Origin of the sequence: Chromohalobacter sp. 48-RD10, from assembly GCF_029889785.1 — a bacterium.
Classification (GTDB): domain Bacteria; phylum Pseudomonadota; class Gammaproteobacteria; order Pseudomonadales; family Halomonadaceae; genus Chromohalobacter.
Genome location: NZ_JARANX010000009.1, coordinates 1 through 15,703 on the forward strand (window position 1 = coordinate 1; position 15,703 = coordinate 15,703).

Here is a 15,703-nt window from a genome sequence, read left to right on the forward strand (position 1 = left end):
CTTGCTGCTCATGGTAGCGAACGACCCGAAGTTTGAACGCCGTCGAATACCTGGTCATGGAAAGACCCCTTACGATTGGAGTGGTGTCCAATTTTCAGGGGTCAGTTCAGAGGAGCAGGCGAGAAGAAACGTGGCGCGTGCGGGGTGTGGGAGAGAGATCAGCCGTGTGGTGTGACGTCGTTATAGGGGCTCGGCGGTTGTTGGCCCTCTAGGCCGGCGATGACGTTGTCGACGGCGCGCTGGGCCATGGCTTCGCGGGTTTCATGCGTCGCCGAGCCGATATGCGGCAGGGTGACGACGTTATCCATGCGCGTGAGCGGGGAATCGGCGGGCAGTGGCTCGCGGGCGAAGACGTCCAGCCCCGCGGCGTGGATGTCGCCGTTTGAGAGTGCCTCGATCAGCGCCTCCTCGTCGGCCACCTTGCCGCGTGCGATGTTGATCAGAATCGCCGAGGATTTCATGTGCTTGAGCACGTCCGCGTCGATCAAACCGGTGGTCTCTGCGGTCAGCGGCACGTTGACGCAGACGAAGTCGGCCTGCTCGAGCAAGGCGTTGAATTCGCAGTGCGTGGCGCCCAGCTCTTCCTCTAACGCCGGCTTGGGCGAGGCATGGGTGTAGAGCACCTGCATGCCGAAGCCCAGTGCGCCGCGCCGCGCGATGGCCTGACCGATGCGTCCGAAGCCGACCATGCCCAACGTCTTGCCGTGGACATCGGTGCCGAAGTGAGTCTCGCCGATGCTGCTCGTCCATTGACCTTGCTTGACCATGGTGGCGAGTTCCACCGCCCGGCGGGCACTGGCCATGATCAACAGGAAGCCGGTATCCGCCGTGGTTTCAGTAAGCACGTCCGGCGTGTGGCAGAGCAGAATGTTGCGTCGGGTCAGTTCCTCAACCGGGTAGTTGTCGACCCCCACCGAGATGCTCGAGATAGCCTCCAGGTGGGGCGCATCGTCGAGCAGCTCGGAGGTGATCGGCAGGCTAGCGCCCAGCAAGCCATGGGCCTGCCTCAGCGCTTCACGAAACGCGGAGTCGTCGGCGCTTTCCAGCGTGTCGAAGTAATCGACATGGAAATGCTGGCGCAATTGTTCGAGGTGATGGGGCTTGAGTCGCCCGTAGGCGAGGATGCGCTTGGTCATTTGGGACTCCTGGTCTCCTGGTAATGGATGAAGCATGGGAACGTACTGTCACGCCAATGGGTGTGCAGCTTCCAGGTCGCGCAGTCGGTTCCGGTGTGGCAGGCCCTCCATGTCGCCGACGACCTGCACCTGTTCGGCACCGATGAGATTGCCGCGATGCGCGGCCTGGCGTGGCGAGAGTCCGTCGAGCAAGGCGCTGATCACGCCCACCGCGAAGCCGTCGCCGGCGCCCACGGTATCGACGACGTGGGCCGTGGCCACGCCCTTTACCATGCCAGCATCGTCCGCCGTGCGCACGTAGCTGCCTTCCGGACCGAGCTTGACGATGACGCCGCTGGCGCCTTGATCGAGATAATAGCCGGCGATGTCGTGCGCACTATCGAGGCCAGTCAGACGCTGACCCTCGGCGAGCCCTGGCAGTACCCAGTCAGCGTGTGCGGCCAGCGCATTGAGGGTCTCGCGCATCTCGGCTTCGCTGTTCCACAGCGAGGGACGCAGGTTAGGGTCGAAGCTGACCGTGAGGCCGGCCTCGCGAGCGCGTTCCAGCATGTGGAAGGCGAGTTCGCGCGTGCTCGGCGAAAGCACGGGGGGCAAGCCGGTGGCGTGCAGGTGTCGCACACCCTGGAAGTCGAGATCGCTCACGTCGGCCGCGCCCAGGTGACTGGCGGCACTGCCGCGCCGGTAATAGGCCACCTTGGGATCCTCGCCGTGTTCGGCGCGTTCCTTGAAGACCAGGCCGGTGGGGTGCTCGGTATCGGTACTCAGATAGCGGCAGTCGAGACCTTCGCCTTTGAGGGTGCGGCGAATGAAGGTGCCGAAGCCATCGTCACCGACGCGGCTGATCCAGGCGACGTGAAAGGCCAGCCGTGCCAGGCCGATGGCGACATTGGTATCGGCGCCGGCGATGCGCCGCTGGAAGCGCTCGACCTCGGCCAGATCGCCGGGAGTTTCGGCGATGAACAGCGTCATCGCTTCACCGAAGGTCAGGATATCCGGTGTAGTGGAATCGGTCATGACAAGATCCTGAAAAGAAGCTGCAAAAGCGGTTGCCGAGGGCACGGCATCGGCGTCGTGACGGGTCGAGCGGTCGCCGATGGGAAAGGCCCATCATAGAAACACCGGGACATCACGACAATCGGACGTACCTAGACTTTGGTCGGAAGGGAGCTATTATTTTTATAGTCCAATGTCAGCAGCCTTAACGCACTTTCCAAGTCGATGAGGTCGGGTTGGGTGATCACGTCTACCGGGAAAGGGGAACTTTTGTCATTGTTCGAGATGATGCCGATGAAATGGGTGTCGTTCGAGCGCGCAGCGCGATAGTCGTTGTAGGAGTCTCCGATCATCACCGTGCGTGATGCGTTGTGATGTCGTGTGGCAATTAGGCTGGTGAGGCCATTGGTTTTATCGGGCGGAGCGCCCAACACATCATTGAAATAACCTGCTACCTGGCGTTTTTCGATCACACGGCGAAGCTCTTCCTGAGGGGCGGCAGAAAGCAAGTACAGGGGGACGCTCCCGCGCCAGCGTTCGAGAAATTCAATGGCGCCCGGTAGGACGGGGGCATTTACCACCTGGGCCTCTATATACCGGGAAAAGGCGGAGGAGAGCTCTCGGATGTGATGGTTATTGATTGGGCGACCCAGAATGTGCGCCTCGATATGATGGAATTTGACGTCACGCGGTTGACCGCCACCGCGTGACAGGTAGGCGAGGATTGCTTGGTATAAGGCCGGTGGCTGATCACGATAGAAGTCGGCGAAGGCGGCGCGTTTGAGACTGGCCGAGTCGAGAATCACGCCGTCACAGTCGAAGACCAAGGCGTCGAAGTGGGTTTCGAGAGCATCTGGCATGGGTAACTCACGGACAGGTCTATGGAAGGAGGCCCGGGGCTGCCCCGGGCCTCGCCACTTATGTCTGACGGCGGCGCTGAATGATGCGTTTCAATGGCGTATTGCTCAGCAAAAGCAACACAACGGCCAATGTCAGTACCAAGGAGAGTGGATGGGAAACCAGTGATAACAAGAAGCTACCTGTGTCGTTGCCCACCGAAGACATCGCTTGACGATAGGTCTCGTCCATCAGCGGGCCGAGAATTACCCCTAGAATCACTGGGCCCATCTGAAAGCGGAAGATCTTCATGAAATAGCCCAGCAGACCGAAACCGAGCATCCAGTAGACCTCGGTCATGCTACTGTTGAGCGAGTAGCTGCCGACCACGCACAACACCAGAATCAAGGGAATCAGAACTGCCTTGGGTAGTTCCACGACCTTGGCGAACACCTTGATGCCGGTGAGGCCGAAGATCAGCAAAAAGATGTTGGCGAGAACAAGGTTACCTACCGTAAACCAGAAGATATGCGGCGATTCAACCATCAGCATTGGACCAGGGTTAAGGCCGTGGATGACGAGAGCGCCGATGATGATCGCCGTGACCGCGTCGCCGGGCATCCCGAGTGTCAGCATGGGGACGTAGGCGCCACCGACGGCTGCGTTATTGGCGGTCTCTGGAGCTACCAGCCCCTCGTAGGCACCTTTGCCGAATGGCCTGCTTGGGTTCTTGACTGAACGCTTGGCATGATCGTAGGCGAATAGCGAAGCGATATCGCCACCGGTACCCGGGAGGGCGCCAACTATCACGCCGATGACCGAGGTGCGAATCGACAGTGGCAGAAACTTGAGCACTAGGTGTAGCGAAGGAATGATCTTGTCGACTTTCTGGCGTACCGGTTTGGCATTGAGCTGGTGTAGCTGGACAAAGGCTTCTGCCACCCCGAACATGCCAATCATCACCACAACGTAGTGAATGCCGCCCATTAACTGCATGCTGCCCATCGTAAAACGCGGGGCGGCGGTAACTTGATCGAGTCCTACCAGGCCGATAACGGCACCCATCGCGGCGGCGAAGATGCCGCGGGATAACGACTCGGCGGCCAGGCTACCGACCAGCAGAAGACCGAGAGCAGCAATCAGGAAATAGTCGCGTGGCGCGAATTTCAGGGCCATGTCGGATAGAAAGGGCGCAACGCTGGCGAGTACCGCGACACCGACTAGTCCGCCGATCACTGACATGACGGTACTGAAGCCGATGGCCTGCCCCGCTTCGCCCTTCTGGGCGAGCGGGTACCCATCGAATGATGTTGCCACCGACGATGGTGCACCTGGAATATTGAGAAGAATAGCGGTGCGTGAACCACCATAAACCCCACCGGTATAGATGCCCACAATTAGAGCGAGCGCCTCGTTCACCTCCCATGAAAAGGTGAATGAGATGAGAATCGAGGTGGCCATGGTCACTGACAGGCCTGGAATCGCACCGACATAGATGCCGGCTAAGGTCCCGATGGCGGTCAGCATTAATAGCGATGGATCGAGCCACGCCATTAAGAAATAAGAAATGGAGTCAGCCATTTAAATAACCTCGATCGATCAGGGCAGATAGACCTGGAAAAGCAGTTTGAAAAGCGCATAGATGACGCCGGTAGCCACTGCGGTGATGATCAGCGATGCGAGTAAACGACCGTGTCGGAGATAAACCTGTGAGACAAATAGAAATATCGCCGTGGCGGGGATGAAACCCAAGAATTCCAGTAGAAACAGATAAGCGATAGCCATAGCTGAGAAGACGACGATGGCTAGTGGTAAATAAGCGTGGAGGAATTGACGAGTCTCGTCGAGAATGCCTTGCGTGCCTAGTTTGGGATGCTGGCGCTGTCCCCATAAAATGGCAATCATAGAGGCGATCATGATCAAGCCCAGCAGTATGGGAAAGGCACCAGGCGAGTTAGGCAAATCGAAGCCGGCGATCTGGTAAGCCTCGTAGAGCACGCCCAAGCTGAGCAGGAGCAACAGCACGTTGAAGGCGCGTTCGCCTGCCTTGAGTTGCTTTTCGTCGGACATGGGAAACTCCATGCAAGCGACGGCGGCGCAGTACCCCGCCGTCTTTTCGCCGGGTGGGGATTACGGCTTAGGTATGCCGACTTCTTCCGGGGATACCTTGGCGCTACCAGCCTTCTGTAGGGCCCAGGTGGTTACCGACTGCCAGCGCTCGAGAAACTGCTTGGCTTCTTCGCCCTGGAGGTTGAGCGACTTGCCACCATTCTCAGCGAGGAACTTCTGGAAGTCCTTATTGGCAACACCCTTCTGATAGGCGTCGCTGAGCTTGGTGACGATGTCATCCGGCGTGTCCTTGTGTACCGCCACAGCCCAGAATGGCCCCCATGGTAAATAAGAGTCGATCTTGGGTAACGCCTGGGTTATGGGCGGTGTATCCGGCAGTTCCTTGATTTTGTCCTTGGCGACGACTGCCAGGCCTTTGAGGCGGCCAGCTTTGATCTGATCCTGGGCGGCAGCCAGACTCATCGGCATAAAGTCGATGTGATTGCCGAGCAATGCGGTGCTTCCGGGACCTTCACCGCCAAAGGTGACGCTGCGGACATCGAGGCTATCGACGGAGTTGATCATCGCCAGCACGGTACTCGGTAGGCCGCCGGCTCCGGTACCCCCCATGCGCAGCTCGCTCGGATGCTCGTGCGCGTAGTCAAGTAGTTCCGAGAAGTTGTCGAACTGGCTATCAGCAGGCGCGGCGATCACTACTATGTTTTGGCCGATCACGTTGATCGGCGTCATGTCACTATAATCAAAATTGGCAAGGTCCATGATGGGATAGAGCTGTGGATTCTCGGCACCGTAGAGCACGGTGTAGCCGTTGGCGGGTTGCTGCATGGCCTTGTTCATACCGATGACGCCGGTACCGCCGGGACGATTATTGAGGATGATGCTAGTGCCTAGTGCCTCTTCGACATGGGGCGTTAGGCTACGTGCCACGTTATCGGTGGCACCGCCGGCGCCCCACTGGATGACGCCTTGGATATTACGCTCCGGGTAGTCGGCGAAGGCCGACGAAGCAGCGGCTAACGCCCCGGCGGATACCGCTAAGACTGCCAATGTCTGCTTGATCATGGCGTTGTCCTCCAAGTGATCGAATTTTTGTAGTGGCGGCTGACTTAGTCAGCATGTTTCAGAGACATGTGTTCGTTAAGCGAATTTTCGTCCTATTTGCGAACAAATTAAGGTCGCCCAACTATGCTGTCAATCGCCGAATGCCTGACTACGACCAATGTCGAGCGACATCTGGAACTCCGTGCCGTAATTGGGATTACGGTACTCTGATCCCTGATATACGAGGGCTTTCAGGGTGAGCGCGCTTGACAAGATTGTGCGCACAAAGTCCATAATGCGAACTAAAGGACGCTATGCGAACAAAGTGGGCCGTCTGGCGACTGTCATTCTACAATGAGTATGAACGTCAACGACGGTACGTTGCCCGACCATTCAGGAGGCTGTCATGCGAGCCATTGCCACCGTGTGCTTGAGCGGTGATCTTCGTAGCAAATTGGAGGCCGTCGCCCGGGCAGGTTATGACGGCGTGGAGATTTTCGAGAATGATCTTCTGACGTTCGATGGTTCGCCAAGCGATATTCGCGCGCTTTGCGAGTCGCTCGGTTTGGCGATTATTGCCTTTCAACCGTTCCGCGACTTTGAATCGATGCCCGAGCCCCAGCGCGACCGCAATTTCGAGCGTGCTGAGCGTAAGTTTGATCTAATGGAAGAGTTGGGGACGGACTTCCTGTTGGTCTGCAGTAATGTCTCACCGCAATCTTTCGACGATCTCGATCGCGCCGCTGCGGATCTGTATGAGTTGGCCGAGCGAGCCGCCCGACGTGGACTGCGGATTGGCTTTGAGGCACTCGCTTGGGGACGCCACATCAGTGATTATCGAGTGGCCTGGGACGTGGTGAGATGTGCAGACCACCCGGCGCTCGGCGTGGTGCTCGACAGCTTCCACATTCTGTCACTGGGTCATGAGTTGGAGACCATGGCCGAAATCCCCGCCGAGAAGATTGCCTTCGTGCAGATTGCCGATGCGCCGCTTCTGGACATGGACGTGCTGCAATGGAGCCGCCATTTCCGCTGTTTCCCCGGGCAAGGGCGACTACCGCTGGCAGCTTTCATGCAGGCGTTAGCGCGTACCGGCTACGAGGGGCCGCTGTCGCTGGAGATATTCAATGACGCCTTTCGTGCGGCGCCCACCGAAGCCACTGCGATCGATGGGCTACGTTCGTTGGTCTGGACTGAAGAACTCGCCGAGGGTGCTCCCTGGTCTGAAACCGAGCCGCCTGCGGTGGGATACGATGGCGTCCATTTCATCGAATTTACGCTCGACGAGGAAAGTGCCGCGCCACTCGGCGAGTTCTTCTCGGCGCTAGGTTTTCGTCACATTGGTCGCCATCGCTCGAAGAATGTAGAGCTTTGGCATCAAGGTGACATTCACCTTGTGCTCAACTTCGAGACCGACAGTTTTGCGCATACCTTTCGTCTCCTGCATGGGACATCGGTCTGCGCGGTGGGCTTCCGGGTCAATGAGCTCGACGCTGCGATGACACGGGCAGAACACTACAAGGCTCAGCTGTTTAATGGTCCGGTTGGTGAAGGGGAAATGGAAATCCCGGCGTTACGTGGCATCGAGGGCAGCCTGGTCTACTTGGTTGACGATGCGCGTGCTCGTGAAATGCAATGGAAAACTGACTTTCATCTCTTCGAAGACGGTCAGGACGATGACGCCGGATTGATCAACATCGATCATATTTCCTATGTGTTGCCCCCGACTCAATTACTGAGCTGGTTGCTGTTCCATCGTACGGTGTTTGGCTTCGACGCCGGTACCGAACATGAGATCGCCGACCCGCACGGCATGGTGGTCAGCCAGACCGTTACCAGCCCCGATAACTCTATTCGTATTCCTCTGACGGTGTCTTCGGCGCGCGAGACGCTACCGGGTCGGTTCCTTTCGGAGCACCAGGGTGGCGTTCAGCAAATTGCCTTCGCTTGTTGCGATATTTTCGCCACTATCGATGCGATGCGCGCACGGGGACTTCCGGTGCTGCGTATCCCTGCCAACTATTATGATGACCTGGCTGCCCGCTTCGATCTCGACGACGACGTGCTTGAGGCGATGCGTCAACGCAACATCCTCTTCGACCGCAACGACGATGGTGACTTTTTCCACGCCTATACCGAAACGTTCATGGGGCGTTTCTTCTTCGAGATCGTCGAGCGGCGTGGTAGTTATTCGCAGTTCGGTGCAGCGAACGCGCCGATCCGCCTGGCCGCCCAAGCGACGCAACGCTGAGTGGCATCACGCAGCATGAAACAGGCGCCTGACAGTGCCGAACTCACTAATGGAGCCAACGCATGAAACTCGGTCTCATCGGCAAGGGCATCATGAACTCCAGCTCACCCGATTTGCACGTACGGCTGGGGAAACTGACGGGTATTTCTGCTAGCTACGATCTCTTCGACACCAATGAGCAGCCCTCTGCATTGCTCGATAGCGAGGTCAGACGAGTGATGACGCAGGGCTATCGCGGTGTCAATGTGACGTACCCCTACAAAGAGGAAGCAGTGAGACTGGCCACGAGGATTGGCGAGGGTGCACGCCTGGTGGGAGCTGCCAATACCCTTGTCTTCCATGATGGTGAGATCCAGGCTGAGAACACCGACTTCACCGGTTTTATCAGCGGCTATCGCGCCACCGTTGGCACTCGCCACCCCGGTCGCGTGTTGTTGATCGGCACCGGCGGTGTAGGCAAGGCAGTGGCATTCGGCCTGGGCAAGCTGGATGCTGAGGAAATTGTTCTCATGGACCTTGATGCCGGCAAGTCGCAGCGCCTCGCCAATGAGCTCAGTAACGCTGGCTTCCCGGCCTCGACGATCGACCCCGAGGCGCTCGAGACGACTGCAGCGCGTTGCGATGGCCTGGTCAACTGCACGCCGACCGGTCACGAGAAGAGCCCCGGTTGCCCGCTGCCTAAGTCGCTCATACGTCGCGATCAGTGGATCTTCGATGCCGTCTACGTACCAGCGGTTACCGAGTTCATTGCTGCGGCGCATGCAGCGAGTGCTCAGGTGGTCAGCGGTGTCAGCCTGTTTGTGTTTCAAGGTGTGGATGCCTTCAAGTTCTTCTGCGAGGACGCCGATAAGCGGGCGCTGGCCGATGAACAAGCCGAGACCCTTTTCGATCACTACAAGCAGACTTTGCTGCAGGAGAAAAGCGCATGAGTGCACACAAGGTCCTGGTGCTGCATGGCCCCAATCTTAATCTGCTGGGCATGCGTCAGCCGGAAATCTACGGCCATGAAACGCTTGATGACATCAATAACCGGCTCTATGAGAAGGCTGAGGCTAACGGCTGGGAGATCGCCTGTCGACAGAGTAATCACGAGGGTGAGTTGATCGACGCCATTCAAGCGGCACGGCTCGATGGTACTGATCTGATCGTGATCAATCCGGCAGCATATAGTCACACGTCGGTGGCAATTCTCGATGCCCTCAATGTTTATGAAGGCCGGGTCATTGAAGTGCACCTTTCCAATATCCACAAGCGCGAGATGTTTCGCCATCATTCCTACATCTCAAGGCGCGCCGACGGTGTCATCGCCGGGCTGGGTAGTCAGGGCTACTACGCTGCCCTGGACGCACCGATCGCTACGGACTGAATATCGGGACCTCTTAGCCCCGGTTCTTTTTGGCCGGGTGTACTTTCTGTGTCGCCTCACTGCGCTACGGCGTTCCGCTGCCTTTTGGACAGAAGGGCGACCATCTCGCAATCCGTGTGCAGATGCGCACGATTCATCTCGCCATGGGTCTTGTCTCGTCGCCTGATCAGCACTGTCGGGCAAAGTACGACCACTGGACAGAGACGAGACGTCTGGAAGAGGTGGAGATAGCGCGCCTTCAACCTTGGTCGTAATCCTCACACCGCGCGTTGACACTCCAGTAGCGGGGGTTCTAGTGTTCGTTTTGTGTACTTTAGTTCGTAAAGCGAACCCGGCATTCCTGCCGTCGGTGATCGATAAAGATGACAAACCAGATCTAGGGGACCACCCATGACTTTCAGAGCCGCAAAACTTGCCTTCGTTGGTACCGTACTGGCGTTCGGTACCGCCTCAGTCGTCGAGGCTCAGCCCCAGACGATCCGTTTCGGGCATGTCGACCCAGATAATTGGCAGAGCTCCAAAAAGGGCGCTGCCGCCCGGATCTTCAAGAATATTGTCGAGTCCGAGACAGACTTGACGGTAAATCTTTATCCTGCCGGATCGCTGGGTGACGAGGACGAGATGATCCAGCAGGCCATCGATGGCATGACGCCCGTGGTAATGGTTTCCGGGGCCATGTCCAAGGTCTGCCCCGCTGCCGGGGTGTTGGACATTCCTTATATGTTCGAGTCACCGGTAGTTGCTTGGCAGGTGCTCGATGGCAAGTTCGGCGATGCCTTGGCCGAGCACTGCCTGGAACAGACCGGCCTACGTACACTGGGGTATGGCGAGACAGGTTTCCGCCATTTCACTAACAGTGATCATGAGATTCGCACGCCAGCGGATATGGAAGGCCTCAAGTTCCGCGTGCAGGACATTCCGCTCTACGTAGAGATGATCGAGGGGCTTGGTGCCGAGCCCACGCCGATCGCCTGGTCAGAGCTGCCTACGGCACTCTCTACTGGTGTCGTTGACGGCCAGGAAAACCCGGTGGGTACCATCTACAACAATAACCTGCATGAACTTCAGGATTATATGACCCTAGATGGTCATGTTTATGGCACCGATTTCTTGTTGATCAACAATCAGTTTTTCAACCAACTTTCTGAGCAGAATCAGAAAGTACTCGAACGCGCTGGCGTCATCGCTGGCAATATGGGGCGTTCTATCCAGCAGTTCACTACCGCCGAAGGCCTGAAGGCCGTCCAGGAAGAAGGGATGCAGGTCTACCGCCCCACCTCGGAGGAGCTTGAAAAGTTCCGCGAGCAAGCCCAACCGCCTGTGATTGAATGGCTGCGCGACGACTTGGGAGACGACGCCGTCTGGATCGACCGTCTTCAGGAGGCCGTGGCCGACGCCACTAACGACACCGGTGAATAAGCTCTCGCGCCGTGCCTGACGACGGGTACGGCGGACATCCGTTTCGCATGGAAAGTAATGATCATGGCTACCCTCTTTCGCCAGAGTCGGCGTATCGCCACGGGAGTCTTCGCTGTCGGCGCCGGCCTCGCGATGGCGCTGATCTTCCTGATCGTGTTTGGCAACGCCCTCATCCGCTACGTTTTCGGCAGTTCCCTGGCCTGGGGCGATCAGATTCCGGTCTTCTTGGGCATCTACGGCGTGATGTTTGGTCTGGCGCTGGCTTACGTGCAGGATCGCCATGTGCGCTTCGGCATCGTCGTCGACTTTCTGCCGTCGCGGATGCGAGAGGTACTGTTCGTGGTCGTCGATCTGGCAGTGTTGGTGATCGGCGCTCTGTTGGCTTGGTCGGGCTATCTGTTCATGGCGAGTCGTGGCGGTATGCGTATCTCTGGACTTAGCGGTACGGTGCGCAGCTTGCGTGATGCCACGGGACTCGAGTTCTTCTCCATCTTTGGCACCCTGGCTCCCTACCAGTTCGCGCTGTGTCTGGGTGGTGTGCTGCTTGCAATCGCCGCGCTAATCAAGGTCGTCGAGCGCTTGACGGCGCTGTGCTCTACGTCTCCCGAGGTGTCCTGACATGGTCTACGTCATTCTGCTGGTCGCCCTTGCTGTCGGTGTGCCGGTGGCGTTCTCTATCGTGGCTGCGCTGCTTTATTTCATGGCCACCGCCGGCCTTCCCTACCAGTTATCCACCGTGGCCACCGAGATGTTCTCGGGCCTCAATTCTTTCGCTCTGCTGGCGATCCCGCTTTTCGTTCTGGCGGGTGAGTTGATGAACGAGAGCGGTATCACAGTGCGCATTATTGCCTTCTCCAAGGTGCTGATTGGGCGCGTCAAGGGCGGCTTGGCGCATGTCAATATCTGGGCCTCGGTGATCTTTGCCGGGCTTTCGGGCTCTGCGGTAGCCGATACCTCGGCGCTGGGACGGGTGTTCGTCCCCGAGATGGAAAAGGAAGGCTACCCGCGTGACTTCGCTGCGGCACTGACCGCCGCCTCCTCGGTTATCGGGCCGATCATCCCGCCAAGCATCCCGGTGATTATCTATGCGCTGATCGTCTCCGGCGTCTCAGTACCGTCGCTGTTCCTAGCGGGGATCGTGCCTGGTGTCTTGTTGGCGGTGTTCTTGTCGGGTTACGTGATGCTGTTCGCCAGCAAGTACGAGAAGCGCCCGGACACTCGGATGCCGGCGGAGGAGAAGCGCACCGTCCTGATCGATGGCATTATTCCGTTACTGATGCCCGTCTTCGTGGTCGGTGCCATCCTGCTGGGCATAGTCACACCTACCGAGGCTGCGGCCTTCGCCGTCGCCTATGCGTTGTTCGTGGGCATTGTACTGTTCCGCAAGCTGAGCTGGCGAGACCTGCCGGGTATCTTCTCTCGCACCATGGTCGATAGTGCGGTGATCATGATCATCATCGCTGCGGTGGGAGCGGCAAACTGGCTGCTGACCTACAATCGCGTTCCCAATCTACTCACTGAACTGACGCTTTCGTACATCTCGGTGCAGTGGACCTTCCTGCTGGCAGTCATCGTGCTGTTTCTTCTGGTGGGGCTGTTTCTGGAGGGTATCGCCGCGATGTTGGTACTGGTACCGATCCTGCACCCTATCGCGGTGAGTCTGGGGGTAGACCCGGTGCACTTCGGCATCGTGGTGATTTTCAACCTAATGATTGGGATGATCACGCCGCCCATGGGGCTATGCTTGTTTGTTGCCGACTCGGTGGCCGGGGTGGGGCTGAGTCGGCTGTCGAAACGGATCCTCCCCTTATTCCTGGTCGAGTTGCTCGTACTGCTGATCATCACCTTCGTGCCGATCACGGTAACAGGGCTGCCGAGGTTGCTGGGCTATTGACCCTTGCTAGTAATCGGCATTATTGAGTCAACGGCGGGCGCTCTGCGGAGTGCCCGCCGTTTTCGATTCTTCGGTTCAACTCCAGCTTGACTATCCTCCGCCAGTGTCGGGACACGCTTGGCTGTGCCTGTACTATCGACCAACGAAAGATAATGCAGCGTTCCATGACGAAAACTGCCCACCAGGAAACCTGATGGGCAGTTTTGCCGTTGTGGGTTATGACACGCCCAATCAGCTATCGGGTAGTGCGTAGGCAATGAGGTAGTCGCCGCGATCAGGCGATTGGCGAGCGCCACCGGCTGAAATCACCACATACTGCTTGCCGGTCTCGGGCGAGACGTAAGAGATTGGTGTGCCCTGCGACCCCACAGGCAAACGTGCCTTCCAGACTTCTTCGCCAGTGGCACTGTCAAAGGCACGCAACCAGTTATCCTGTGTCGCCGCGAAGAATACCAACCCACCCTGCGTGGCGAGCGAGCCACCAATGGTGGGCATGCCGATCGGCATGGGTAGATGGGTCTTCATGCCGAAAAGCTGCGTGTCCTGGACGGTGCCGAGCGGCACCTGCCAATCAACACTGCGGGTCTTCATATCAACAGCGGTCAACGTACCGAAGGGAGGTTCCTGGCAGGGAATGCCAAGCGGCGACAGGAAGCGATCCTTCAATACCGAGTAGGGCGTACCCTTCAATGGTACAGCCCCCATGCCAGCATTGACGGATTCAGAACCATCGGACGCGGCAGCTCCGTCTTTCTGAGGTTCCATATGAACCCAGAGGCCAAGGCGCATGTCGTTGACGAACATCGTCTGCGACGTTGGGTCATAGGACACCCCACCCCAGTTCATGCCGCCCAGCGACCCGGGGAAACTCAGCGAGTAGTCGGTATCTGGTGCGGTAAACAGGCCATCGTAGCGATAGCCACGGAAGATGTAGCGGCACATCAACTGGTCGAAGGGAGTGCCACCCCACATGTCCTTTTCCGTCAGCTTTTGGGCGCCAATCTGGGGCATGCCGACCGAGACCGGCTGGTGCGTCGCATAGTTTTCATTCGGTATGCTGGCAGGCTCTACCTTACGCTCCTCGACGTCGGTCAGTGGCTCCCCGGTCAGGCGATCAAGTACAAAGATCTGCCCCACTTTGGTGCCAAAAGCCAATGCCGGTACGGTCGTACCATCGTCTTTAGGGAAGTCGATCAGGGTAGGCTGCATGGGCACGTCATAATCCCAGAGGTCATGGCGTACCGTCTGGTAACGCCACTTCTCGTCGCCCGTTGTAGCATCAAGGGCGAGAAGGGTCCCGCTATAGGTCTCTTCGAGCTCGGAGCGCTCCACGCCCCAAAGGTCAGCAGCCGCATTGCCGACCCCCATGTAGACGGTGTTTGACATCGCATCGTAGGTCATTGGCGCCCAGACATTAGGCGTCGAACGTACGTAGGTCTGATCGTCCTCAGGCGCTTGACGGTCCTGCGGGTCACCGGGATCAAAGGCCCAGCGCATCTCGCCAGTAATCGCATCAAAGCCGCGAATGACCCCACCCGGCATATCACGTGCGACGTTGTCCGCGACGCGTCCGCCCACGACGACCGTGGTCCCCGCCATGGTGGGTGGTGATGTCAGCGAGTAAAGCGGGGATTCGGCATTGCCAAGGCCAGCCTTGAGATCAACCCTCCCCTCATCACCGAAGTCAGTGCAAAGCTCGCCAGTGTTAGCATCGAGGGCCACCAGCACAGCATCGATCGTGTTCATGTAGATGCGGCGCTGGCAGGCAGCGTCTTCAGCTACTGAGACTGAGGGCACCTGGGAGCTGTCCGGAGCGCTCGGCTGTTCGACAGACTGGGTCGCATCGAAATACGCTAGCCCACGGCAACGTACCCAGGTATTTGTCTCTGTCGGGAACTCCTTGCGCCACTCTTCCTCGCCCGTCGCGCTGTCGACTGCAACGACGGTGTTATGGGGTGTGCAGAAATAGAGCGTGTCATCCACCATCAGGGGGATGCCCTGATCTTCGGCACCGCCACCGCCAGGGCTTTCCGGAATATCGCCAGTCCGGAAAGTCCAGGCGACTTCGAGATCCTGCACGTTGTCGCGAGTGATCTGATCGAGTGCCGCAAAACGCTTGGCGTCTTTGCCACCAGCGTAATGTTCCCAGTCCGATGGCGCTTCATCGGCAACCGGTTTTTGGCCCGTTTGAGCCTCGGCGACCAGGCGTCCATGAGGCTGGAACATGCCCCAGACCATTCCGGCAATGACGAGCAGGGCCACACCAGCAACACTAAGGTTGAGCACGGCTGCCGGCTTGTGGCCAGCCCGCTTGAGGGTCAGCGGATGCAACAGCATCAGCACGAAGAAGATGCAAAGGAAGGTGAATATCCGCGCGTGCAATGCCCAGAAGTCGAGACCCGCTTCCCAGAAAGCCCATATCACCGTGGCCAGCAAAGCCAGGGTGTAGATTGCAGTTCCCATGGGACTGCCACGTACAATCTGAATACCTGAGGCCAGGAGTGCTAAGCCCATCAGCAGGTAGTACCAGCTACCTCCGCGCGAGATCAACATCGCGCCGCCGATCGCCAGGCCCAGCCCTATAACGGCGACGATCAGTCCAACAACGATAAGCAGCACCTTCACAGGTGCCGATACCGCGTTGCGGTCGGTGTCATTCATATTGTTCCCCATTTATGGAAAAACGAGTTCGGTAG

General features: G+C 58.2%; 13 protein-coding genes. 6 read left to right on the forward strand and 7 right to left on the reverse strand.

All coding sequences use genetic code 11. From position 1 onward, the window contains the following. Positions 1 to 158: 158 nt before the first annotated feature. The 6 genes from OP496_RS10970 to OP496_RS10995 all read right to left on the reverse strand — a co-directional run bounded on the left by OP496_RS10970 (position 159) and on the right by OP496_RS10995 (position 6,098). Positions 159 to 1,136 carry a D-glycerate dehydrogenase gene (locus OP496_RS10970; protein WP_280563670.1) on the reverse strand — a complete coding sequence of 326 codons (978 nt, stop codon included), beginning with the start codon at positions 1,134 to 1,136 and terminating at the stop codon, positions 159 to 161. Between the two features lie 48 nt (positions 1,137 to 1,184). Further along, the gene (locus OP496_RS10975; RefSeq protein WP_280563671.1) at positions 1,185 to 2,150 is read right to left on the reverse strand and encodes a sugar kinase; all 966 of its coding nucleotides are present in this window, start codon (positions 2,148 to 2,150) and stop codon (positions 1,185 to 1,187) included. Between the two features lie 131 nt (positions 2,151 to 2,281). Further along, positions 2,282 to 2,989, reverse strand: coding sequence for an HAD-IA family hydrolase (locus OP496_RS10980; RefSeq protein WP_280563672.1), 708 nt, complete (start codon positions 2,987 to 2,989; stop codon positions 2,282 to 2,284). Positions 2,990 to 3,047: 58 nt separating this feature from the next. Next, positions 3,048 to 4,547: a tripartite tricarboxylate transporter permease gene (locus tag OP496_RS10985; RefSeq protein WP_280563673.1), complete on the reverse strand. Its 1,500-nt coding sequence runs from the start codon at positions 4,545 to 4,547 to the stop codon at positions 3,048 to 3,050. A gap of 18 nt (positions 4,548 to 4,565) precedes the next feature. Further along, a complete protein-coding gene (locus tag OP496_RS10990; RefSeq protein ID WP_280563674.1) occupies positions 4,566 to 5,036 on the reverse strand; it encodes a tripartite tricarboxylate transporter TctB family protein in 471 nt (156 codons plus the stop codon). Between the two features lie 60 nt (positions 5,037 to 5,096). Further along, positions 5,097 to 6,098, reverse strand: a complete 1,002-nt coding sequence (locus OP496_RS10995) for a tripartite tricarboxylate transporter substrate binding protein (RefSeq protein WP_280563675.1) — start codon at positions 6,096 to 6,098, stop codon at positions 5,097 to 5,099. Between the two features lie 385 nt (positions 6,099 to 6,483). On the opposite strand from OP496_RS10995, the gene OP496_RS11000 reads away from it, so the two are divergent. The 6 genes from OP496_RS11000 (at position 6,484) to OP496_RS11025 (ending at position 13,007) form a co-directional block, all read left to right on the forward strand. Continuing rightward, complete coding sequence (locus OP496_RS11000) at positions 6,484 to 8,328, forward strand: sugar phosphate isomerase/epimerase and 4-hydroxyphenylpyruvate domain-containing protein (RefSeq protein WP_280563676.1); 1,845 nt, start codon at positions 6,484 to 6,486, stop codon at positions 8,326 to 8,328. Between the two features lie 62 nt (positions 8,329 to 8,390). After that, on the forward strand, positions 8,391 to 9,257 hold the full coding sequence (locus tag OP496_RS11005) for a shikimate dehydrogenase (RefSeq protein ID WP_280563677.1): 867 nt from the start codon (positions 8,391 to 8,393) through the stop codon (positions 9,255 to 9,257). Beyond that, the gene (gene aroQ / locus OP496_RS11010) at positions 9,254 to 9,694 is read left to right on the forward strand and encodes a type II 3-dehydroquinate dehydratase (protein WP_280563678.1); all 441 of its coding nucleotides are present in this window, start codon (positions 9,254 to 9,256) and stop codon (positions 9,692 to 9,694) included. The genes OP496_RS11005 and aroQ overlap by 4 nt, the downstream gene beginning before the upstream one ends. 390 nt (positions 9,695 to 10,084) lie before the next feature. Further along, entirely contained in the window at positions 10,085 to 11,113 is a 1,029-nt protein-coding gene (locus OP496_RS11015; RefSeq protein WP_280563679.1) for a DctP family TRAP transporter solute-binding subunit, read from the forward strand. A 63-nt stretch (positions 11,114 to 11,176) separates the two neighbouring features. After that, positions 11,177 to 11,731: a TRAP transporter small permease gene (locus OP496_RS11020; protein ID WP_280563680.1), complete on the forward strand. Its 555-nt coding sequence runs from the start codon at positions 11,177 to 11,179 to the stop codon at positions 11,729 to 11,731. 1 nt (position 11,732) lies between these two features. Then, entirely contained in the window at positions 11,733 to 13,007 is a 1,275-nt protein-coding gene (locus tag OP496_RS11025; RefSeq protein WP_280563681.1) for a TRAP transporter large permease, read from the forward strand. 231 nt (positions 13,008 to 13,238) lie between these two features. On the opposite strand, the gene OP496_RS11030 is transcribed toward OP496_RS11025, so the two are convergent. Continuing rightward, positions 13,239 to 15,668, reverse strand: a complete 2,430-nt coding sequence (locus tag OP496_RS11030) for a membrane-bound PQQ-dependent dehydrogenase, glucose/quinate/shikimate family (protein WP_280563682.1) — start codon at positions 15,666 to 15,668, stop codon at positions 13,239 to 13,241. Positions 15,669 to 15,703: the final 35 nt, after the last annotated feature.